The sequence below is a fragment of the Mesorhizobium sp. WSM3864 genome, from assembly GCF_002294955.1.
Classification (GTDB): Bacteria; Pseudomonadota; Alphaproteobacteria; order Rhizobiales; family Rhizobiaceae; genus Mesorhizobium.
The window spans coordinates 92,007-111,790 of the sequence record NZ_NSGD01000010.1; the positions used below are offsets into that span (position 1 = coordinate 92,007).

The window sequence follows — 19,784 nt, forward strand, 5'->3', positions numbered from 1 at the left end:
GGCCTCTCTTGCTCAGGCTGTCGCGCTGCGCGATCATCGAAGTGTTGAGAGTTTGGACATGGTTCGCCGCTATTACGACCTGCCGTCATTGACCGCGTTGGCGGTTTTCGAGGCATCCGCCCGGCACCTGTCGTTCAAGCTGGCGGCTGCGGAACTGAACGTCACTCCCGGCGCCGTGAGCCGACAGATCAAAGCGATCGAGGACGAGCTCGGAGTGCCGCTCTTTACCCGCCTGGGCACCGGCGTGGCGCTGACAAGCGCAGGCGAAGATCTTTATGGCGTGCTGGCCAGCGGCTTTTCGCGAGCCGCCGACATTGTCCGAAATGTGAAGCGCGGCGATCGTTCGAAGAACGTTACCCTGGCTTGCTCGGATGCGCTGGCATCGATGTGGCTGATCCCGCGCATGCCGGTCTTCTGGACGCGGCACCCTGACATTTCCGTTGATCACCTGATCTCGGACAATCCTCGCGACTATCGCCGCGCCGAGGTCGAATTGCGCATCCGCTACGGATTTGGGTCGTGGCCGGACGAAACCGCCGAGTTGCTTTTCGACGAGACCATCTATCCGGTTTGCGGGCCGGGCTTTGCGAGCAGCCATCGCGATGCAACGGCGGACTCGCTGGCTGACTTGCCACTGCTGCATGTTGATTGGGTTGATCCTGATTGGGCCGGCTGGGACGAAGTTTTGCGACGCGCCGGCGTGCCCCACGGTTCGACCAGAGGTCGGCGCTTCGGCAAGTTTTTCGTGGCGCTGCAGGCCGCCCAGGCCGACCAGGGCGTTGCGGTTGGCTGGCACCGCCTGGTCAACGCGCAGGTCGACGAAGGCAAGCTGGTCAGATTGACCGATCTCGAACTGCCGGCGCCCGGCGGTTACTATCTCACCTGGAATGACAATCGTAAGCTTTCCCCCGCTGCAGAGAGCCTGCGCAGCTGGATCCGGGAAGTGGCGGCAGAGGAACGAGCGAGCTAGAGCTCGCCGCCGCAGCCTCGGCCAAGCGTCGGCGGACTGGGCGCGAAGTGTCGGCCACAACACCATATTCGTCGACGACCGCGATCCGTTGGCCCACGGATTCCAGATCAGGCAGGCGCTTGCTTCGATGCCTTGTCGTGGCCTCGGTCGTCCGAATGGCCGAGCATGCGAAGCGCACGGCCGATATTTACCTAAGCTGGCCAGTCTGGCCATCGTCCTTAGGGATGCGTTCCAATTGTATTAGCATTGGCGCATATTTCTATCAGCCGGTGCCCTCTTAGCGAAGTCCCCGTACTAGGTCCCCGCCGGTTAGGCCCGGTGGCCCTTGCCTTTCGCCACCAAACCCACAAGGGCTCCGGGCCGCTCCGTGTCAGGGTGCCGACAGACCGCGCCGATGCGGTAAACTCTCCTTGCACTTGCCAGGACCGGGCTAGGCGACGCGAGCCGCATGCGGCTTCAGCATCGTGGCGAGCACGATGCCGGCGACGATGAAGGCGGCGCCGATGAGATCGTAGTCATGCAGGCTCTCGCCGAGCAGCAGATAGGCGAGGATGGCGACGAACATCGTCTGCAGATAGAGCAGCATGCTCGCCCGGCTGGCGCCGAGCGTCGCCACGCTGCGATTGTAGAGATAGTACATCAGGGCGCCGCCCGGGCCCGCCAGATAGGCGAGCGCGAGCCAGCCATGGGCGTTCAAGGCGGAGCGTTCGTCGTTGACCAGTTCCCACAGATGGAAAGGCAGGGCGACGAGCGCGCCGGCGCCGAGCAGGAGCACCACCAGCGGCAACAACTCGATGCCGAATTTGGAACGGCGCACCAGCACGGTGTAGAGCGCCCAGCAGAACGCGCTGCCGACGATCCACAATTCACCCAGATTGAACTGGAGCTGGAGCAGCGCCGTCAGGTCGCCATGCGCGACGATCACCAGCATGCCGGCGAGCGCAACCACCGCGCCGAGCGCCTGCCAAAGCCCGAGCGGCTCGCCAAGCACGAAACGCGCGAGCACCATCGTCATGACGGGAGACAGCGCCATGATGATGCCGGCCGTGGTCGCGTCGGTGTCGGCGAGGCCGCGGTAGATCATGCCCTGGCAGAGCGTCAGGCCGATCGCTCCGACGCCGGCGATCTCCAGCGGCCGGGATTTGAGAAGCGCGATCATCGCGCCGTGATGGCGATGCACGATCGGCAGCAGGATGGCGCAGGCGAGCGCAAGCCGCCAGAAGCAGAGTCCCCAGGGCGGCATTTCCGGCGCCACCCATTTGGCCGCGATATAGACGCCGGCCGACAGCAGCCAGCACAGCACCGCGGCCGGATAGCCGGAGAGCGAAGGTACCGAGGCGGCGGCGGACTGTTCCGCCGGATGAGCTATCGGCACCGCCTGCATGTCATGCCCCCGTTCAAAGAACGTCAGCGCCCAAGGATGGCGGCAATATATCTCAATCCCTGGCCGTCACATATATGCGCTTCCATGGACAGCGGCGGCTAAGATGCTTCGCTCCGGCTGGATGTGCTTCGGCGCCGCTACCGCATGCGCCCGCCACCGGAGCCATGCATGAACGACTGCAGCTCGTCCAGGTCGAGGCTGCCGTCGCCATCCTCGTCGGCGGCGTTGAAGATCCTGCCGACGATATCCTGAACTTCGCCCTGCGACAGTGCGCCGTCGCCGTCGGCATCCACTATCGCGAACATGACCTGCATACGGGCGCGGTGCATCATGCGCGGTCCCATCCGATCAGGCCTGCCAGCCATTCTGTCGTCGTCGCGCCGCGCTTGTCTGTCTTCGCGGTGCCAACGTCCGCCATGCCGGGGTCCCTGTTCAGCCGAACGATCTTCCTGCAGCTTTTCCTGGAGCGCGTCGTCGATCATCCGGCGGATCATCTCGCGCGTCGGACCTGCGGGTTGGGCGGTGGTTTCCGGTGTCGCGGTCGGTCCGGGCTTCTGCGGAATCGGCGTGGGCTCCGGCGCAGCACTTGTCTGGGCAAGGACCGGGAAGCTCATGAATAGCAAGGCAGCAGCGGCGGCTGTAGTTCTGTACGGAAGTTTCATCGGGTTCTCCCTTGAGCTGTGACTGTCTCTCAAACTGAGATGCACAACCAACCTGCTCTCGATCCGATGGTTCCGCGCGAAGCGCCGATGGCCCAAGAAGTGTTTCGAGCCTGCAGAATGCCGGCGCGCTCCTAGTCGCGTGACACGGACTTCGACATCCCGCCAAGCTCCATCGCTCATCACCTAAGAGCAATGTTTCGCGCTGCCGACGGCAGCAGGCTCTCGGTGCCGGGCGCCGAAACCGGGGCGCCGTGAAGAACCCAGTCGGCCGCGATCTGCCCGATCACCGGGGCCAGCTGGATGCCGTAGCCGCCGGCGCCGGCGGCGGTCACCAATGTCGGCTCGGAAGCATCGATCGGGCCGACGAAGGGGCGATGGTCGGCGGTCACGGGGTAAAGGCCGGCCCAGCCCCGGCCAAGCCGCGCGCCCGGCAGGTCCGGCAGCCGCTCGAGGAGAAGCTCCGCCAGTCTGACCTTCGATCGTTCCTCGCACTGGTCGTTGTAATTGTCGGGATCCTCCGGCGCGAGCGAGTCCACCTTGTGGATCTCGGCGATCAGTTCGGTGCTTTTCTCATGGCGGAAATTGAGGCCGCTTCCCTCGCCGTTCACCAGATCCATGACCATCGGCATCGTGTAGCCGAGCGGCTCGTCGAGATGGATGACGACCGCCTCGTGACGCTCGGGCCAAATGTGCAGGCGCTGGCCGAAGAGCTCGGCGACCTGAGGCGCCCAGGCTCCTGCCGCATTGACCACGACATCGCAATCGATCGGATCGCCGCTGGTCTCCAGCGTGTAGCCGCGCGCTCGCCGCCTTACCCCGAGCAGCTTGCGATACTGGCGGATTTCGCCGCCCTCTGCGCGGACCGTCTGCGCCAGGAAAGTGCACATCTCGTGAGGGTCGAGAAAGCCATTGTCGGGCCCGAACAGCCCACCCTCCAGGCCATCCGGATCGATATGCGGCACGAGTTCCGTGAGTTCGTTCGCGCGATAGAGTCGCGAGCGCAGGCCGGCCGCTTCCTGAAGTTCCACCGACTTTGCAAACAGCTCCATCTGCTTCTGCGTGCGCGCCAGCCGCAGGTAGCCGACATGGTTGAAGCCAAGCCCCTGGCTCTCCCATTGGCGGAAGCGGCGCAGCGCATGAACGCGAAGCATGATCTCGAACGGATCGGTGAATTGCGACCCGACCACGCCGACCGACCTGCCGCTCGATCCGGAGGCGATCGACTGGCCTTCGAGCACGGTCACGCGCGCGCCCTGTTCGACAAGGTGGAGGGCCGAGCACAAACCCAACGTGCCGGCGCCGATCACCACCACATGAGGAGAAGCTGTCATCTCGTGATCCTCCTGTCGGCCTGTCTCAGGACTGGCGGGCGATCTCGCCCAGGGTCTCGTCGATCGCCTGCAGAATGGCGCGGGCGTCCGCCTCGGTCATCGGTGTCGACAGCGCGAACAGGCCATAGCTGGCCGACAAGACGCCGCGGCCAAGCAAGCCCTTGTGGAAGGCATCGAGCTTCCTGCGTTCGGCCTGGCCGGGATAGACGGACCGGTAATCCGTGACCGGATGCGACGTGAAATGGACCTTGAAGAGCGAGCCCAGGCCGACGCATTGGCCGGCAAGACCATGCTTGCCCAATGAGGCCGCGATCCCGTCGCGCAACAACGCGCCGAGGCGATCGAGGTGGGCAAAGCTTTCCCTGGTCAGCGCCCGCATCGCGGCAAGCCCGGCGCGCATCGTCACCGGATTGGCGGTGAAGGTGCCGCCATGCGGCAAAGCGGGCTTGCCCTGGGTCGGATCGAACACCGCCATGATGTCGGCCCGGCCGCCGACGGCACCCACGGGGAAGCCTCCGCCGATGATCTTGCCCAGCGCTGTCAGGTCGGGCTGGATGCCCCACAGCCCCTGCGCGCCCGAATATCCGAGGCGGAACGAAATCACCTCGTCGAAAATGACCAGCGCACCCGCCGCATGGGCGATCTCGACCATGGCGTGCAGGTAATCCTGCCGCGCAGGAATGAGACCGGCGCGGTTCGGCATGGGATCGATCAGCACGCCCGCGATGGTATTGCGCTCAGCGGCGAAGACCGCGCGCAGCGCTTCGCTGTCGTTGAAGGGCACGGCGATCACATCGTCCAGCACCCCGCGCGGCGTGCCCCTCGCATAGGGCGTGGAATTCGGCATGTCTCCCCAATTGGCGGGAGTACTGTCGAGGCTGACTTCGGCGAAGTCGTATGAGCCGTGATAGGCGCCCTCGATCTTGACGATTTTCGGCCGCCCGGTGAAAGCGCGCGCGGCCTTGATGGCCATCATCACCCCTTCGGTGCCGGAGTTGGCGAAGCGGATGCGGTCGACCGAGGGCAACCGCTCGACCAGCAGCTCGGCAAGCTCGATCTCGCTGACCGTCGGCGCACCGAAGGCCGTGCCGAACGGCAGCTGGCCGATCACCGCGGCGGCCACATCCGGTTGCGTGTAGCCATGGATCATCGAGGTGAAATTGTTGATGCAGTCGTAATAGACGTTGCCGTCCACATCCCAGACCCTGCACCCCTCGCCTCGCGAGGCATAGATCGGAAACGGATCGACAAAGACCGTGGTGCGCGTGTTCCCGCCCGGCATCACCTTCCTGGCACGTTCGAACAGGGTCTTCGACAGGGGCATTGCGTCTGGATAGTGCGGCATGGTTCGATCGTATGGCTTTGTTGGCACAGTGCGCAATCGGCCAGGCGGGGCCTGCGACGTGACCACCAAGACCCAATTGAAGCCAAAGCTAGGCCAACCCCGCCATGCGAAGTCCGCTGATGTAGAGAGCGCGCTTTTCGGGCCTGACGATGGGGTGGTGCTCGTCGACCCAGGCCACCGAGAGGTTCGGCTGTAGCCGCAGGGCCTCCTTCAACGCCGCGGCGGCGGTGGCGACATCGCCGGCAAGGGCAGCCGTTGCCGCATAAGTCCGCCAAGCGGTGCCGAAAGCCGGCCGAAGCTGAACGGCCCGGCGCTCCAGATCGGCCGCCACATCGAACCGTCCCGCGGTGAAGTGGCAGATACCCATGGTGGAAAAGATCGCCGCCTGAATGAAATCCCGCGGGCTGAGCCGCGCGGCAATCGCCAGGTGATGCAAGCCATCCTCCGCCATGTCGCCATAGCCATAGGTGGAACCCAGAATGCAGTGCGCGAGCGAGAGCCCAGGATTGCGTTCGATCGCCTCCAGCAATTCGTCTACCGCCGAGCGAAAATTTCGCGACACCATGTGAACATAGCCGGCCGAAAGATGCGCCCAGGGATCGTCCTGATCGCGCACAACCGCCGCTTGTGCCCTCGTCAAAGCGGAGGCCAACAGCTCACGGGGTTTCGGCGTCAGGCCAAGCGCTGCCCGCGCGCCGGTCGTCCAGGCAAGAAGGCTGTTGGCGCGGGCATAATCGGGATCGATCTCAAGCGCCTTGACGAGCAGACCCTCGGCCATGTCGAGGTCTTTCTCGGATCCCCACGTCCAGACATGGGGCATGGCCTTCATCACAAAGCCCCAGGCGTCGAGCCTCTCGGCGGGACGGCTATGGAGGCGCAGACGCTCGGCTTCGTAAAGCTGGGGCTCGATCGAAGCCATGACCTTGTGGGTGATCTGGTCTTGCAACGCCAGGAAATCGCCGCTCTCGACATCGAAGCGTTCCGCCCACACCTGCGTACCCGCGCTGGCATCGCTCAGCGTCGCCGTGATCCTCAGGGCCTGCCCGGACTGGCGCACGCTGCCCTGCAGGACGTAGCGGACTTTCAACTCGCGGCGCAGGCGATCGAGCTCGATGTGCTGCGGGTCATAGGCAAAGGAAGAACTCCGGTCACGCACATGCAGACCTCGCAACCGCGACAGGCCGGTGATGATGTCCTCCGACAGGCCGTCGGCAAAGTAGGACTTTTCGGGATCGTCGCCGATCAGGCGAAAACGGGTCACCGCGATGGACGGCCCTTCGTCCGATTCGGCTGCACCGTTTCGCGTATCGCTTGCGTCAAGCCGCACCTCGCCGGTCAGCCGGTAGCCCACGCGCGCGACCGACAGGATCGAATGCGAGGCGTCGGGTCCCTCGCCCAGGACCTTGCGCAAGGCGGCGATCTGCACCGACAGGTTGCCCTCCTCGACCGCCAGTCCGTTCCAGGCTGCATCGAGCAGTTCGTCCTTACCGACCACGACTCCGGCCGAGCGCAGCAGGCGCTCCAGAAGCAGCATGGCCCGGTAGCCTACCGAAATCGGCACTCCGCGTCGGTAAAGCATTCCCGCTCCCGCATCGAGCAAGAAAGGACCAAAACTGTAGCGCCGCTCCTCCATCAGCTCACGCTAATGCAATGAGGCGTTTTTTGGAAGTTTTCGGAAGTTTTAGCACCTCGGTTCGCTACATTTAGCGGCCCGCATTTCACCTTGATTGCTCCTGACCGAGAGGAGCGATCCCATGACCGCCGCCACCAAGATCGAAGTTGCCGTGCCCCACTCTGCCCTGTTCCAAGAAATGTGGGGCATCTATCGCAAGGTTCTGGACAACAACTACCTGTTTCATCGTGAAGCTTATGCGGTGCTTCGCCAGTTGCTGCAAAACCAACGCCCTGGCTTCACTTTCCTGGACCTTGCGTGCGGAGACGCCTCGTTCAGTGCGGCTGCCTTGGAGGGCTTGCCCGTCGGTCGCTATGTCGGCATCGACCTGTCGCGGACAGCGCTCGATGAGGCAACCGCCAATGTCGCCGGTCTGTCATGCGCCGCCGAACTGCGGCGCGGGGATTTCGTAGAGTGGCTGACCGCCTCGGAGGAGCCTGTCGATTTCGCCTGGATCGGCCTGTCCTTGCACCATTTACGCTTCGACAAGAAACTCGAGGTCATGCACCAGCTGCGGCGCCTTGTCCGCCCATCCGGGACGCTTCTGGTCTACGAGAACACATGCAAAATGTGGGAGAGCCGGGCCGGCTGGATGAGACGATGGGAACGGCAGCGCAAAGATTTTTCAGCGCTCAGCAGCCTCGAATGGCTGCTGCTCGCCACCCACGTGCATAGCATGGATTACCCTGAGACGGCGTCTTCCTGGCGGAATCTTGGCCGGCGGGCCGGCTTCCGCGAGGTGCGTGAGCACTACAGGAGTCCTTCGAACCTTTTCCGGTTGTTCAGCTTCAAGGCTTAGCGGCTCGCGGCCGACAACTTCGCGTCGACGAGCCGGGCTCGGCGAACTCACACGCGAACCAAAGCTCTACCTGAATGGTCGAAATGCAGGGCGCGAGTGGGCGGGACATCGAGCTGCCAGGCGCGGCCCCAGCATCAAGGCAGTCAGGTCGGGAACATGCCAATCCTGCCTGGCCGCCGGTGCCTACACAAATTCGCGGGCAAAGCTGCCCGCGCTCAGAAGCGCGCGCCGCCCGGCGCTCAATTGCGCATTCCAGACCGGCCAGGCATGGATCATATGCGGCCAGATTTCGAGGCGTGCCTCGACGTCCGCTATGCCGGCGGCCTCGGCGAGCCGCGTCGCGTCCGACAGCAGCGTTTCGGCGGAACCGACCTGGATCAGCATTGGAGGAAATCCGGTCAGATCGGCAAACAAGGGCGAGATCAGCGGATCGCGCCGGTCCACATCACGCGGAACATAGGCGCCCGCCAGTTCCTCCAGATAGGCCCGGTGGATGATGGGGTCGATCGCATCCTTGGCTGACAATGTGGTGCCCGACATCGAAAGATCCGTCCAGGGCGAGACCAGCCAAAGGCAGCTCGGCAACCGCTCGCCCGCCGCGCGCAACCGGCCGACCAGTGACAGGCTGAGATTGCCGCCGGCACTGTCTCCGCCGACAACGATGCGATCCGGCGCGATCTCTTGCTCGGCGAGGAAGCGCCACGCCGCGAGCGCGTCTTCGTGCTGCGCGGGAAAGGGATGTTCCGGGGCGCGCCGATACCCGACCGCAAGCGTGCGCATTCTCATTGCCCGGCCGGCCTCGGTCACCATTCGACGATGGCTTTTGATCGAGCCGGAGCAGTAGCCGCCACCGTGGAAGAAGAGCAGCACCTTGTCCGTGCCGGACCCGGGCGCCAGGGACCACTCCGCGGCGAGGCCGTCGAAGACCACTGCCGCGCATCGTATATCGCCCGCAACCGGCCAGGACGAGCCGACCTCGTCGAGCCGCGCCCGGCGTTCGTCCCAGCCCACCGGCCGCGGCTTCGACGCCAGCAAGGCGCGAATTGCGTTGATTTCCTTTAGATCGAGGTTTTCGCCCGCACCGCTCATTTCTACGCCCCACGACCAAGCGCGCCGCGACTAGTAGCGCTTTGAGCTTTGGCAACGGAAATCGTTGGGATAGTCGCTGGATGTGTCAAGCTGCGTCAGCGAATTCGCGCATGGACTATTTGAATTGATCGGCATGGCACGGCGCGAGCAGAACCCTATTGTGTTTGTGTTAGCTGCAAACCACGCGGAGACGAACGTGACCCTGACCAACCGAGACCTGGTCGAGCTGACGGAATGGAGGCGCAAGCTGCATCGGCAGCCGGAAATCTCCAACGAAGAGGAGAAGACGGCGAAGGAGGTCGTCGACTTCCTCGCCGATACCGGGCCCGACAAGGTACTGACCGGGCTCGGCGGCCATGGCGTGGCGGCGGTCTATGACAGCGGGCAAGCCGGGCCGACGGTGCTGTTTCGCTCCGAGCTCGACGCGCTGCCGATCCATGAGCTTTCGGGCGTCGCGCATGCCTCGCAGGTGCCGGGCAAGTCGCATATGTGCGGCCATGACGGGCACACAGCGATCCTGGCTGCGCTCGGCCGCCAGTTCGGGCGCCAAAGGCCGGCGCGCGGCCGCGTGGTGCTGATGTTCCAGCCGGCGGAAGAGACCGGCAATGGCGCGGCCGGCGTCGTCGCCGATCCACGCTTTTCCGAGATCCAGCCTGACTTCGCCTTCTCGCTGCACAATCTGCCGGGCGTGCCGTTCGGCGAAGTGCGGCTCAAACCCGGCGTGGTGAATTGCGCCTCGCGCGGCATGCGGATCGTGCTCGAAGGCAAGACCGCGCATTCCTCCATGCCCGAAACCGGCAGCTCGCCGATGCTGGCGGTGAGTGAGCTGATGCCTCAATTGCCGACGCTCGGGCGCGGCATTTTCGCCGACGACGATTTCGCTATGGTCACCGTCACCCATTGCTCGATGGGCGAAGCGGTGTTCGGCATTGCGCCCGGCTATGCCGAGGTGTGGGCGACGCTGCGCACCCGCCGCGACGAGCGCATGGCGGAGTTGGTTGCAGCGGCGGAGGCGCTGGCGGCAAGAATCGCCGCCCAACACGGCCTTTCCGTCCGCCACGACTACCACGAGATTTTCGTGGCCAGCGTCAACGCGCCGGACGCGGTGGAGCATCTCGAGCGCGCGCTGGACGAGGAAGGCGTGTCGCGCGGCGAGGCAGCCTTGCCGATGCGCGCCTCGGAGGATTTCGGCATCTTCGGCCACAGCGCGAAGTCGGCGATGTTCTTCCTCGGCGCCGGCGAGCACTACCCGGCGCTGCACAATCCCGACTACGATTTCCCGGACGACCTGATCCCGATCGGCTCGAAGATCTTCATGCGCGCGGCGCGCAACCTGCTGGGGTGAGCGGGCTGGAAAGGAGGCGCATTCTCCGGCCGGAATTGCGTCGGAACAGAGAGACAGGGCAGTTCACCTTTTCCATGAAACGCTGAACTGAGACGGTGCGCAGGGACGGCCGGACAGCTTTCGCCGGCGGTTTGCGTGTGCCGCGTAGCGCCCTGTATTGTTATGCCGGCTTGCCGCTTGTATGAGCGGGGAATGACCTCGATCTCCCGTCTTACCGCGCTCGTGCTGCTGGCGGCCATCACGTTTGCCACCCTCTCACCCGTCCAAATGCGCCCGCACCTGGGTGAAGCGAACATGGAACGCGCTCTCGCCTATGCCCTGTTCGGCCTTGCCTTGGCCTTCGGATTCCGCGCCCGGCTGATGCACGCAATGCTGTTTGTCTGCGCCGCGGCCGGCCTGTTGGAATTGCTGCAGGCGGTCGATCCCGGCCGGCATGCCCGGCTCCAGGATGCGCTCGTGAAAGCGGCGGCCGGGCTCATCGGGATTGCCTTGGCGCGGATTGTGTTTGCCGTCGCGAGCAGGGCCGTCGATCGTTCGGCAGGTCCGAGGATTTGAATCCCGGCACGGCAGCGCAGGCAATAGCCGCGCGGAACCCGCTTGGGGTTCTTCGCTGGCGCGGCGCTATCGCGCGGAAAAGGTCCGCGAGGTCGGCGACCGGATCATCAAAAACCAGCTGGCGCGGCACCGCCGCGAGATCGCGCCCGACCTCGATCTGGGCGATGCGGCGGCGCTCATCGAGACGCTCCTGGAGAACGTGGTCCACCGCGCCATCGAACGGCACCCGGTCAGCGTCGCCGGCGAACGCGCGATGGGCCAGTGCCGCAGGATGATCATGGCTTATCTGACGAGCGTTGACCGCCATGCCGCCTAGCGCTCACGCCGACCAGCACCACAATTTCTTCGCGCGCGAAGCCGTCACGGTGGCGCGCGCCTTGATCGGCGCGCGGCTCGGCCTCGCCGGCGTCGGCGGCATCATTGTCGAGACCGAGGCCTATCGCCCCGACGATCCGGCCTCGCACAGCTATCGCGGCCGCACGCCGCGCAACGCGCCGATGTATGGCGCCCCCGGCACGGCCTATGTCTATCGCTCCTACGGCTTGCATTGGTGCCTGAACGCGGTGTGCCTGCCTGGCAGCGCGGTGCTGATCCGCGCGATCCAGCCGCAATCCGGCATCGCCGCCATGCGCGACAGGCGGGGAACCGACGAGGACAGGCTGCTCTGCTCCGGCCCGGGCAAGCTCTGCCAGGCGATCGGCGTCGACGCCTCGCATAACGGCCTGTCGCTCATCGCGCCGCCCTTCGAGTTTGCCGCCTCGGAAACCAACGCGGCCGCTATCCTGAGCGGACGCAGGATCGGCATCACGAAGGGCGTGGAGGCGCAGTGGCGGTTCGGCCTCGGCGGATCGCCTTATGTCAGCCGGAAGTTTTGACAGATCGATAGCGATCGATCACGCCGCCATCCATTCCTGCGCGGCGCGCGCCGCGGCCAGTTCCATCGCTTCGGCAGCGAGAATGCCGCGCGACCTCGCGAACGCTTCGAAGGCGACGCGTGCGGCTTCGGCATCCTGTTCACCCGCGACCGCCGCCCGGCACAGCGCGAGGGTCGTTGCGTAGGTCGGGCTGCGGCTGCCCGTCCATTCGTCGAGAAACTGATAGGCCTCGAAGACGGTGTTTAACTCGCGCGGAAAGCCGAGCCCGACGAAGATTGCGACGGGCTGAGAGAAACGCTTGGCGGGCATGTGTGTGGGCTCCATGAGGTAAGCTGCTTCGACAACGCGCGTCCCGCAGGCCGGTTGCAGCTCGAAAGCGATTTTGGTTCCCGTCGAGGGATGCTTGCCCGAAGCCTCCGTCTGTGTTTTCTCGCCCGCACATTAGGAAAGGCTTGCGGATGCGAATCGCAATGATCCTCGCGCTGAGCGCGGCGCTGGCTGGATGCGTGACCTCTCCGGTCGACTACGGAGCGAAGCTGTCGCAGCAGGACCCGAAATGGGCCTCGCCGGAATGCCAGCAGGCCCGCATTGCGGCCTCGGACTACGACGTGCGCGAAAAGGAGCATCCCGGCTGGGGTTTTGGCGTGCTGCTCGGCCCGTACAGCATGGGGATGGTGGCGGCGGTGAAGGAGCATGAGCAGCAACAGCGACGGCTTCTTGCCCGCCAGGTGCACCTGCAATGCTCCAGCCAGCCGTTGCCCAAGGAGCTGGATTTCGATCCGGCAACCTACGCGCCGAAGAAGACGCAGTATCCGTAGGCGAAAGCGCGCCGCTGCGACTTCGAATCGGCGGCCGCTGTTTCTTGTTGAAGGCGCAGGTGGAGATGGCCTCGCTTGATGGCGAGATGCTTGCATTCAGCGTTCGCCCCACGCCTTCAGCAATGGTCCGTCGCGGCCATAGACCGGGTCCTTGCGCGGCCGGCTCACCTTCGGGATCATGCGTAGCGCTTCCGCGTGCTGCTCGGGCTTGGTGCATTCGTCATAGGTGCCGGAGCGCGGATAGGCGCCGACGACGAGGAAATCGTCGGAAGCCGAGAGCCGCTGGTGACCGGTGCCGGCCGGCAGAACCGCCACGTCGCCGGCCTTGACCGTGAGCGCGCGGCCCTTGTCGCCGCCGAAGCGCACCTTGGCCGTGCCGCGCGCAATGCCCAGCACCTCATGGATGCGCGAGTGGTAGTGGACATAGTCGTAGATGCCGTTGCGCCAGCTGTCGCCCCAGCCATTCGCCTTGAATAGCTCCTCGAAGACGGCTGCCGGATCGAGATCATCCGGCAACGTCACGGCGCCGCGGTAAACGATCAGCGGCCACGACGGATGGTTCGGAACAAGGCCGTCGTCCTTGAAGCGGAAGGCATTGGCCTTCCTCTGCCTAACCAGATCCGCGAGCCTGGACGTGCCCGGTCTTGCGATCCCGGTCAGCTTCTCGGCTGCTTTCTTGATGCTCTCGACAATGCTCAAAGCCGGGTCCTCCATAAGTGCCGCTTGCAACGCCTTGCGACCTCGGCCGACCGAACTCAACCCGTGGGGACAGCCTTGGTTCCAGAGGTTGCCGACGCCCGCTTGCGGCACGAGCGACCCGGATTGCTTCCCGGCATCGCAGCGGTCAAGCTGTGGGAGGTTGCCGGCGTCCATGCGCGACGCCAGCAATGGCCGCGCGCCCTTCCCGAGGAGTTCAAAATGCGTGCATTTTGCCTTTCGACCATCGGCGTTTTCGTTTCGGTGGTGCTTGCGGCATCCGCCTTCCCGGCGCTCGCTTCAGGCAGCGTGGCAAAGGCCCAAAATCTCCATCAACTGTGCCGCCAGGTGAAGAACGACGATACGATCCGCGCCTACTCGCACGAGCTCTACGGCGGCACGGTCAAGGCGTTCAGGAAGCTCTTTCCGGACGCCAAGGGCGCGCCGGCGGAATCGGAACTGCAGGCGCAGGCCAACTACCGCTGCATGAACGGCAAGGTGCTGGCCTGCTTCGTCGGGGCAAACCTGCCCTGCGCCAAAATGAACGCCGCGCGCGACAATCCCGGCGCGGACGAATTCTGCAGGACCAACCCGAATGACGACGTCGTGCCAGCCTTCGCGACCGGTCACGACGCGCTCTATTCCTACAAATGTCTGGACGGCAAGGCGGTGGTGACCGGCGAGACCTGGGTGCTCGACAAGCGCGGCTTTGCCGCCCGGTTGTGGGCCGAAGTGCCCCGGCACTGAGGCTGACCGAAGAGCCGATCCGACGACCTGCAGAAACGGCGCAGCGGCGGCGCGCTTGCCGTTACATCCTTGCCCGGGCTGACCTGCGGCGAAGCAAGAGCGCGATGGCCAAAGCCGGAAGTGCCGCCGCGGCGGCGGCGAGGAAGACGAACCGCAGCCCGGCGGACGCGGCGATCAGGCCGAGCCCCGGGCTGCCGAAGCCGAGCGCCACGTCGAGAAAGACGGTGTAGAGTCCCATGGCAAAGCCGCGGCTGCTTGCGGGGAGATGGGCGACCGCCTCGGTGCCGAGGCCCGGATAGACCAGCGAGTAGCCGAGCCCGGTCAGGCCCGCTCCAATAGCCGCGACGAGCGGCCCCGGCGCCAGCCAGATCGATAGAAGGCCCGCCGCCTCGACCACCACGAAGGTGGCGGCGACGCGGGCGCCGCCGAGCCTGTCCGGCAGATGGCCGAAGCACAGCCTTGCCGCGATCAGCGATGCCGCATAGGCGGTGAAGGGAAGCCACACCGGATGCCAGCCGCGCTCGGCAAAGAGCAGTGCTGCGAAGGACAGGATCGCCCCATAGCCGAGGCTGCTGAGGGCCGCTCCGACGCCCGGAAGCAAGATCGCTTGCGCGACGCTCGTCCAGGACTGCCGCGCGGCGCTGCCGGCGACCTTGACGCCGCGCATCGGCAGAGTGGCGAGCAGTGTTGCAAGGGGCAGGACCATTGTGGCGAGAGCGATCGCGGCGAAGCCCCCGGCTTCATAGAGCGCGGACCCGATCGGCGCGCCGAGCGCCAGCGCCGCGAACATTGCCATGCCGATCCAGGCGATGACCTTGCCGGAGTTCTGTCCGCCGGCAAGCGCCAGGCCCCAGGCGACGCCGCCGGTGATGATGAAGCTCTCGGCCGCGCCCAGCACCGCCCTGCCGACGAAGAGCACCGTAGCGGACGCGACCGGCTGAGCGAGCAAAGCCAGCGAGCCGAGATAGACAAGCCCGGCCAGCGCGGCGGCGACAAGGCCGACCGCGACGGCCCGCTTGCCGCCACGCAGATCGGCATAGTTTCCGGCACCAATGCGCGAGAGCAGCGAGCGACGAACTGGCTGCCCGTCACCAGCCCGACGGCGAACGGGCCGAAGCCGAGCCTGTCATGCAGATGCAGCGGCAGGACGGGCAACGCCAGGCCGATGAGCAGGAAGCCGGCAAAGACCGCCGCCATGATCGGCAGCAATTTCGCCATCGTCCGGCTTTCGTCGGCTGCTGTGTCCGTCGCGACCATCGCCGGCGCCTAGACCTCGAGCATGACCTTGATGGCGCGCCGCTCGTCCATGGCGCGGTAGCCCTCGGCGACCTCAGTCAGCGGCAGCTTGAGGTCGAAGACCTTGCCGGGCTTGATCCTGCCCTTGAGCACGCGCTCCATCAGGTCGGGCAGAAAGCGGCGCACCGGCGCCGGGCCGCCGAGCATGCGCTTCTGGCCGAAGAACAATTTCTGGCCGTCGAAGCTCACGCCATGCGGCACGCCGACATAGCCGATGGTGCCCCCGGGGCGCGAGCAGGCCAGCGCCTGGTCGAAGGATTCGGCCGTACCGACGCATTCCAGCACCGAGTCCGCGCCGACGCCCGCAGTCAGTTCCTTGATGCGGGCGATGCCTTCCTCGCCGCGCTCGACCACGATGTCGGTCGCGCCGAACTCGCGCGCGAGTTTCTGGCGGCTCTCGTGCCGGCTCATGGCGATGATGCGCTGCGCGCCCATCTCGCTCGCCGCGAGCACGCCCATCAGGCCGACGGCGCCGTCGCCGACGACGACAACGGTCGATCCTTCGCGCACCTCGGCCGCATCCGCCGCATACCAGCCGGTGCCGAGCACATCCGAGACGGCCAACAGGTCAGGCACCAGGTCGGCCGGCGGAACCTCGGAAGTCGCCACCAGGGTGCCGTCGGCCAGCGGCACGCGGGCATAAGGCGCCTGCGCGCCCGACATGAACTCGCGTTGCACGCAGGAAGACTGGAAGCCGAAGCGGCAATGCGGGCAGGTGTTGTCGGAGAGGCAGAAGGAGCCGACGACGAACTGGCCGGGGCGCACGTTGCGCACCTCCGCGCCGACCTCGACGACGATGCCGCAATATTCGTGGCCCATATGCATCGGGCGATCGATCGGCTGCAGCCCGCGATACGGCCACAGGTCCGAGCCGCAGATGCAGCTCGCCGAGAGCTTGATGATGGCGTCCGTCGGGCGAAGGATCTTCGGGTCCTCGATTTCCTCGCAGCGGATATCGCCGGGCTTATGAAGAACAGTTGCGAGCATTTTGCTTTCCTTTTCGTTCGATCGGTGATCAGGCGCGGTAGTCGGCGTCGCTGACATGTTCCAGCCAGTCCACGACCTTGCCGTCCTTGACCTCCTGGAGGGCAATGTGGGTCATGGCCGTCTCGGGCGACGCGCCGTGCCAATGCTTCTCGCCGGGCGCGAACCAGACGACGTCGCCGGGGCGGATCTCCTCGAGCGGCCCGCCCTCGCGCTGCACGCGGCCACGGCCGGAGACGACGATCAGCGTCTGCCCCAGCGGATGCGTATGCCAGGCGGTGCGGGCGCCGGGCTCGAAGGTGACCTGCGCGCCCTGCACCCGCGCGGCATCGAAGGGATTGAAGAGCGGATCGATCCGGACCGTGCCCGTGAACCAGTCGGAAGGCCCCTTGCCGGACGGCCTCGTGCCAGCGCGAAGAATGTCCATGGTGATCTCCTTTGCGTTCTCACATGCGTTCGATGCGCAGCGGGAACTCGCCGCGTATGTGCAGGGCCTCTTCGCCCTCGTCGAAGCGGCCGAGCCTGATCAGCCCGGGATGGCGGTAGTCGGCGTAGAACATCGCCAGATTGCCCCAGGGCACGAAATAACAGAGGTCATAGGGCTGCTCGTTGCCGAACGGGCCGCTGCCCTCTTCTGTCAGCTTGCGCGGCAGATAGGCGATCTTCTCGTTGTGCGCGTAGTCGTCGATCGTGAGATCGAGCGGCAGCATGGAGAAGAAATCGCGTGCCGAAGGATTGTCGTAGAGCTTGGCCGTCATGGTTCGGCCATCGAATGTCATCCTGATCTTCATGTCGGCGGGTTCCTGGCTGGCTGGGTCCCTGCCGTGCTGGCTGCGGGCGCGCCGCGGCAGGAGCGTTGATGCGAGCGCGGCGCCGAGCAAAATGCGGCGGCTGAGCGTGGGACGGTCGGTCGTCATGGCAGAGACCTCCCGGCCATGCGCGATGCGGCCAACGCGGCGAGCGCCGATCCGCAAAGCAGCGCCGCGCCGAAGGCGAAGGCTCCCCACCAGCCGACCGTGTCGAAAAGCGTGCCGCCGATCGCGGCGCCGCCGGTAATGGCAAGCTGGATGACGGCCACCTGCAACCCGCCGCCGGCCTCCCCGTCTTCAGGCAGCGTGCGGCTGAGCCAGGTGCCCCAGCCGACAGGCGCGGCCGTGCCGAAGAAACCCCAGGCGATAAGCAGCAGGGCTGTAGGAAGGGGTATTGCGCCGAGGGCGATGAGCGCGAGCGCAAGCACGGCCATGACCAGCGGAATGACGATCAGGATGCTGAACAGACGCGCGCGCAGCAGCCGGCCGATGCACCAGGTGCCGCCGACGCCCGCGAGCCCCATGACCAGCAGGATCGCCGAAAGCGTCGCGAGGTCGACCTGGGTGACCCTTTCGAGGAAGGGACGCAGATAGGTGAAGAGCGCGAACTGACCCATGAACAGCATCATGACCGATGCCATGCCGACGGCGACCGGAGGACGGCCGAGAAGAGCCAGGCTGTTGCCCGGCCCCTTCCGCCGGCGCGGCGGGAGCGGCGGCAGGCTGGGCCACTGCCAGACGAGCGCCAGGAACCCGAGCGGCACGACCAGGAAGAACGCGCCGCGCCAACCGACATAGGCCCCAAGCAGGCTGCCCAGCGGCGCGGCAATGGTGGCCGCGACGGCGTTGCCGGCGTTCAGCATGGCGAGGCCCTTAGGGACCTGCTCCTCGGGGACGAGGCGCATGACGATCGCGGTCGACATCGACCAGAAGCCGCCGATCGCCATGCCGAGCAGCGCGCGGCCGGCCATCAGGAACGCGTAGTTGGGGGCGAAGGTGACGGCAAGCCCGGACGCGATGAGAAGCACGGTGAAGCCGGTGACGACCAGCCTGCGATCGATGCGGCGCGTCAGGCCGGCGACCAGCAGGCTGGTCACGACAGCGAAAATGCCCGAAATCGAGATCGCCTGGCCCGCCCGACCCTCGGTGATACCGAGATCGGTCGCGATCGGCGACAGCAGGCTGACCGGCATGAACTCCGAGGCGATGAGCACCGAAACGCAAAGCGCCATCGAGAGCACCGCGCCCCGCATGGCGCGGTCTTCGACAAGCCTTGTGTCGTAAGTGGTTTCCATTCGGGGGCATCCTTGCAAGCGGGGCGCCGGAATCGGCCACGGCCGCCGCGACCTGCCCGGAAGATATTGCAGTGCAACCAATTCGATTAGAGCAGATAATCCGTATGGACTTATCGACCTGTGATATAAATCGACCAGGAGGTTCTCCATGCAGCGCGGCGACATGAAAGATTTGCTGTGGTTCCTGGCTGTCGCCCGGGAGCGCAGCTTCACCAGGGCAGCGGCGGAACTCGGCACGTCACAGTCGACGCTCAGCCACACCATCAAGCAGCTGGAAGCCCGCCTCGGCGTTCGCCTGCTTACGCGCACGACGCGAAGCGTGGCGCCGACGGAAGCCGGCGAGCGGCTCTACCAGTCGCTCGCCCCACGCTTCGAGGAGATCGAGGCGGATCTCGCGGGTCTGGTCGCCTTCCGGGACAAGCCCGCTGGCACGGTACGCATCACGCTGTCCGACCATGCGCTGGAGACGACGGTCTGGCCGAAGCTCGAGCCGATGCTCTGCGACTATCCCGACTTGCGCGTCGAGCTCTACAGCGACAACGGCATGCGCAACATCGTGGAGGAGCGCTTCGACGCCGGCGTGCGGCTTGGCGAGAGCGTCGACCGGGACATGATCGCGGTGCGGATCGGCCCCGACTGGCGGCTGGTGGCCATCGCCTCGCCGGATTATTTTTCCCGCCGCCCAGTCCCGAGGACACCGCAGGATCTGGTCGGGCATGACTGCATCGGCCTGCGGCAGGCGACGTTTGGCGGGCTCTATGCCTGGGAGTTCGAGAAGAAGGGCCGCGAGCTTCGGGTCCGGGTCGATGGCCAGCTGACCTTCAACTCGACCCTGCCGATGATCGATGCGGCGCTAAGCGGCTACGGCATCGCTTATGTCCCGGAAAACCTCGTCAGCCGCCACATCGCGGACGGGCGGCTGACGCTCGTGCTCGATGATTGGAGCCTGCCCTTTCCGGGCTATCACCTCTATTATCCGAGCCGGCGGCAGCTTTCTCCGGCGATGGCAGTCGTCGTCGAGGCGCTTCGGCATCGGAGTTGAGCCTGGGGCCGGGGGCGGCACGAGCGCCCAGCGCCTGGACGCCCATTGCAGGCTCAACTCGGCAATGCCC

Annotated in this window: 22 protein-coding genes; 9 read left to right on the forward strand and 13 right to left on the reverse strand. The window is 65.6% G+C overall.

Going from position 1 to position 19,784, the window contains the following annotated elements; genetic code table 11:
* Positions 1–58: 58 nt before the first annotated feature.
* Entirely contained in the window at positions 59–970 is a 912-nt protein-coding gene (locus tag CK215_RS20570) for a LysR substrate-binding domain-containing protein (protein WP_066993073.1), read from the forward strand.
* A 430-nt stretch (positions 971–1,400) separates the two neighbouring features.
* On the opposite strand, the gene CK215_RS20575 is transcribed toward CK215_RS20570, so the two are convergent.
* The 5 genes from CK215_RS20575 to CK215_RS20595 form a co-directional block, all read right to left on the reverse strand.
* Positions 1,401–2,354 carry an EamA family transporter gene (locus tag CK215_RS20575; RefSeq protein ID WP_095778913.1) on the reverse strand — a complete coding sequence of 318 codons (954 nt, stop codon included), beginning with the start codon at positions 2,352–2,354 and terminating at the stop codon, positions 1,401–1,403.
* A gap of 137 nt (positions 2,355–2,491) precedes the next feature.
* A complete protein-coding gene (locus tag CK215_RS20580; protein WP_245418753.1) occupies positions 2,492–3,061 on the reverse strand; it encodes an EF-hand domain-containing protein in 570 nt (189 codons plus the stop codon).
* 134 nt (positions 3,062–3,195) lie between these two features.
* The gene (locus CK215_RS20585) at positions 3,196–4,347 is read right to left on the reverse strand and encodes an FAD-binding oxidoreductase (RefSeq protein ID WP_095831986.1); all 1,152 of its coding nucleotides are present in this window, start codon (positions 4,345–4,347) and stop codon (positions 3,196–3,198) included.
* Between the two features lie 25 nt (positions 4,348–4,372).
* The gene (locus tag CK215_RS20590; RefSeq protein ID WP_095831987.1) at positions 4,373–5,692 is read right to left on the reverse strand and encodes an aspartate aminotransferase family protein; all 1,320 of its coding nucleotides are present in this window, start codon (positions 5,690–5,692) and stop codon (positions 4,373–4,375) included.
* A gap of 88 nt (positions 5,693–5,780) precedes the next feature.
* The gene (locus CK215_RS20595) at positions 5,781–7,271 is read right to left on the reverse strand and encodes a winged helix-turn-helix domain-containing protein (RefSeq protein ID WP_164750424.1); all 1,491 of its coding nucleotides are present in this window, start codon (positions 7,269–7,271) and stop codon (positions 5,781–5,783) included.
* A 175-nt stretch (positions 7,272–7,446) separates the two neighbouring features.
* Between CK215_RS20595 and CK215_RS20600 the strand changes: the two genes are divergently transcribed.
* Complete coding sequence (locus tag CK215_RS20600) at positions 7,447–8,163, forward strand: class I SAM-dependent methyltransferase (protein WP_095831988.1); 717 nt, start codon at positions 7,447–7,449, stop codon at positions 8,161–8,163.
* A gap of 183 nt (positions 8,164–8,346) precedes the next feature.
* Here the strand turns inward: CK215_RS20600 and CK215_RS20605 are convergent, their stop codons facing one another.
* Positions 8,347–9,252, reverse strand: a complete 906-nt coding sequence (locus CK215_RS20605; RefSeq protein WP_095831989.1) for an alpha/beta hydrolase — start codon at positions 9,250–9,252, stop codon at positions 8,347–8,349.
* Between the two features lie 196 nt (positions 9,253–9,448).
* Between CK215_RS20605 and CK215_RS20610 the strand changes: the two genes are divergently transcribed.
* The 4 genes from CK215_RS20610 to CK215_RS20625 all read left to right on the forward strand — a co-directional run bounded on the left by CK215_RS20610 (position 9,449) and on the right by CK215_RS20625 (position 12,027).
* The gene (locus tag CK215_RS20610; protein WP_095832040.1) at positions 9,449–10,597 is read left to right on the forward strand and encodes an amidohydrolase; all 1,149 of its coding nucleotides are present in this window, start codon (positions 9,449–9,451) and stop codon (positions 10,595–10,597) included.
* Between the two features lie 192 nt (positions 10,598–10,789).
* A complete protein-coding gene (locus tag CK215_RS20615) occupies positions 10,790–11,152 on the forward strand; it encodes a VanZ family protein (protein WP_067321824.1) in 363 nt (120 codons plus the stop codon).
* Positions 11,103–11,468, forward strand: coding sequence for a hypothetical protein (locus CK215_RS20620; RefSeq protein ID WP_095831990.1), 366 nt, complete (start codon positions 11,103–11,105; stop codon positions 11,466–11,468). The genes CK215_RS20615 and CK215_RS20620 overlap by 50 nt, the downstream gene beginning before the upstream one ends.
* Positions 11,458–12,027 carry a DNA-3-methyladenine glycosylase gene (locus CK215_RS20625; protein ID WP_095831991.1) on the forward strand — a complete coding sequence of 190 codons (570 nt, stop codon included), beginning with the start codon at positions 11,458–11,460 and terminating at the stop codon, positions 12,025–12,027. Before CK215_RS20620 ends, CK215_RS20625 begins: the two co-directional genes overlap by 11 nt.
* Before the next feature lie 18 nt (positions 12,028–12,045).
* Here CK215_RS20625 and CK215_RS20630 read toward each other — a convergent pair whose 3' ends face one another.
* Entirely contained in the window at positions 12,046–12,336 is a 291-nt protein-coding gene (locus CK215_RS20630) for a DUF982 domain-containing protein (RefSeq protein WP_095831992.1), read from the reverse strand.
* 149 nt (positions 12,337–12,485) lie between these two features.
* Here CK215_RS20630 and CK215_RS20635 point away from each other — a divergent pair, with 149 nt between their 5' ends.
* Positions 12,486–12,845, forward strand: coding sequence for a hypothetical protein (locus CK215_RS20635; RefSeq protein ID WP_095778929.1), 360 nt, complete (start codon positions 12,486–12,488; stop codon positions 12,843–12,845).
* A 96-nt stretch (positions 12,846–12,941) separates the two neighbouring features.
* Here CK215_RS20635 and CK215_RS20640 read toward each other — a convergent pair whose 3' ends face one another.
* Positions 12,942–13,544: a cupin gene (locus CK215_RS20640; RefSeq protein WP_095778986.1), complete on the reverse strand. Its 603-nt coding sequence runs from the start codon at positions 13,542–13,544 to the stop codon at positions 12,942–12,944.
* A 219-nt stretch (positions 13,545–13,763) separates the two neighbouring features.
* Here CK215_RS20640 and CK215_RS20645 point away from each other — a divergent pair, with 219 nt between their 5' ends.
* Entirely contained in the window at positions 13,764–14,288 is a 525-nt protein-coding gene (locus CK215_RS20645; RefSeq protein ID WP_141245503.1) for a hypothetical protein, read from the forward strand.
* 61 nt (positions 14,289–14,349) lie between these two features.
* Here CK215_RS20645 and CK215_RS20650 read toward each other — a convergent pair whose 3' ends face one another.
* From CK215_RS20650 to CK215_RS20670, 5 genes are all read right to left on the reverse strand, one after another.
* On the reverse strand, positions 14,350–15,237 hold the full coding sequence (locus tag CK215_RS20650; protein WP_245418746.1) for an MFS transporter: 888 nt from the start codon (positions 15,235–15,237) through the stop codon (positions 14,350–14,352).
* 317 nt (positions 15,238–15,554) lie between these two features.
* Positions 15,555–16,571, reverse strand: a complete 1,017-nt coding sequence (locus CK215_RS20655; RefSeq protein WP_095831994.1) for a zinc-dependent alcohol dehydrogenase family protein — start codon at positions 16,569–16,571, stop codon at positions 15,555–15,557.
* A 28-nt stretch (positions 16,572–16,599) separates the two neighbouring features.
* Entirely contained in the window at positions 16,600–16,995 is a 396-nt protein-coding gene (locus tag CK215_RS20660; protein ID WP_095783361.1) for a cupin domain-containing protein, read from the reverse strand.
* A 19-nt stretch (positions 16,996–17,014) separates the two neighbouring features.
* On the reverse strand, positions 17,015–17,485 hold the full coding sequence (locus tag CK215_RS20665) for a cyclophilin-like fold protein (protein WP_095831995.1): 471 nt from the start codon (positions 17,483–17,485) through the stop codon (positions 17,015–17,017).
* Positions 17,482–18,672, reverse strand: coding sequence for an MFS transporter (locus tag CK215_RS20670; RefSeq protein ID WP_170950343.1), 1,191 nt, complete (start codon positions 18,670–18,672; stop codon positions 17,482–17,484). The genes CK215_RS20665 and CK215_RS20670 overlap by 4 nt, the downstream gene beginning before the upstream one ends.
* Positions 18,673–18,820: 148 nt before the next feature.
* On the opposite strand from CK215_RS20670, the gene CK215_RS20675 reads away from it, so the two are divergent.
* The gene (locus CK215_RS20675; RefSeq protein ID WP_066993015.1) at positions 18,821–19,714 is read left to right on the forward strand and encodes a LysR family transcriptional regulator; all 894 of its coding nucleotides are present in this window, start codon (positions 18,821–18,823) and stop codon (positions 19,712–19,714) included.
* The last annotated feature ends 70 nt before the right edge of the window (positions 19,715–19,784 follow it).

Coding starts and splice junctions, on each gene's coding strand:
- CK215_RS20570 (WP_066993073.1), top strand. CDS start 59: ATGGTTCGCCGCTATTACGACCTGCCGTCATTGACCGCGTTGGCGGTT.
- CK215_RS20575 (WP_095778913.1), bottom strand. CDS start 2,354: ATGCAGGCGGTGCCGATAGCTCATCCGGCGGAACAGTCCGCCGCCGCC.
- CK215_RS20585 (WP_095831986.1), bottom strand. CDS start 4,347: ATGACAGCTTCTCCTCATGTGGTGGTGATCGGCGCCGGCACGTTGGGT.
- CK215_RS20590 (WP_095831987.1), bottom strand. CDS start 5,692: ATGCCGCACTATCCAGACGCAATGCCCCTGTCGAAGACCCTGTTCGAA.
- CK215_RS20595 (WP_164750424.1), bottom strand. CDS start 7,271: ATGCTTTACCGACGCGGAGTGCCGATTTCGGTAGGCTACCGGGCCATG.
- CK215_RS20600 (WP_095831988.1), top strand. CDS start 7,447: ATGACCGCCGCCACCAAGATCGAAGTTGCCGTGCCCCACTCTGCCCTG.
- CK215_RS20605 (WP_095831989.1), bottom strand. CDS start 9,252: ATGAGCGGTGCGGGCGAAAACCTCGATCTAAAGGAAATCAACGCAATT.
- CK215_RS20615 (WP_067321824.1), top strand. CDS start 10,790: ATGACCTCGATCTCCCGTCTTACCGCGCTCGTGCTGCTGGCGGCCATC.
- CK215_RS20625 (WP_095831991.1), top strand. CDS start 11,458: ATGCCGCCTAGCGCTCACGCCGACCAGCACCACAATTTCTTCGCGCGC.
- CK215_RS20630 (WP_095831992.1), bottom strand. CDS start 12,336: ATGCCCGCCAAGCGTTTCTCTCAGCCCGTCGCAATCTTCGTCGGGCTC.
- CK215_RS20635 (WP_095778929.1), top strand. CDS start 12,486: ATGCGAATCGCAATGATCCTCGCGCTGAGCGCGGCGCTGGCTGGATGC.
- CK215_RS20645 (WP_141245503.1), top strand. CDS start 13,764: ATGCGTGCATTTTGCCTTTCGACCATCGGCGTTTTCGTTTCGGTGGTG.
- CK215_RS20655 (WP_095831994.1), bottom strand. CDS start 16,571: ATGCTCGCAACTGTTCTTCATAAGCCCGGCGATATCCGCTGCGAGGAA.
- CK215_RS20660 (WP_095783361.1), bottom strand. CDS start 16,995: ATGGACATTCTTCGCGCTGGCACGAGGCCGTCCGGCAAGGGGCCTTCC.
- CK215_RS20665 (WP_095831995.1), bottom strand. CDS start 17,485: ATGACGACCGACCGTCCCACGCTCAGCCGCCGCATTTTGCTCGGCGCC.
- CK215_RS20670 (WP_170950343.1), bottom strand. CDS start 18,672: ATGGAAACCACTTACGACACAAGGCTTGTCGAAGACCGCGCCATGCGG.
- CK215_RS20675 (WP_066993015.1), top strand. CDS start 18,821: ATGCAGCGCGGCGACATGAAAGATTTGCTGTGGTTCCTGGCTGTCGCC.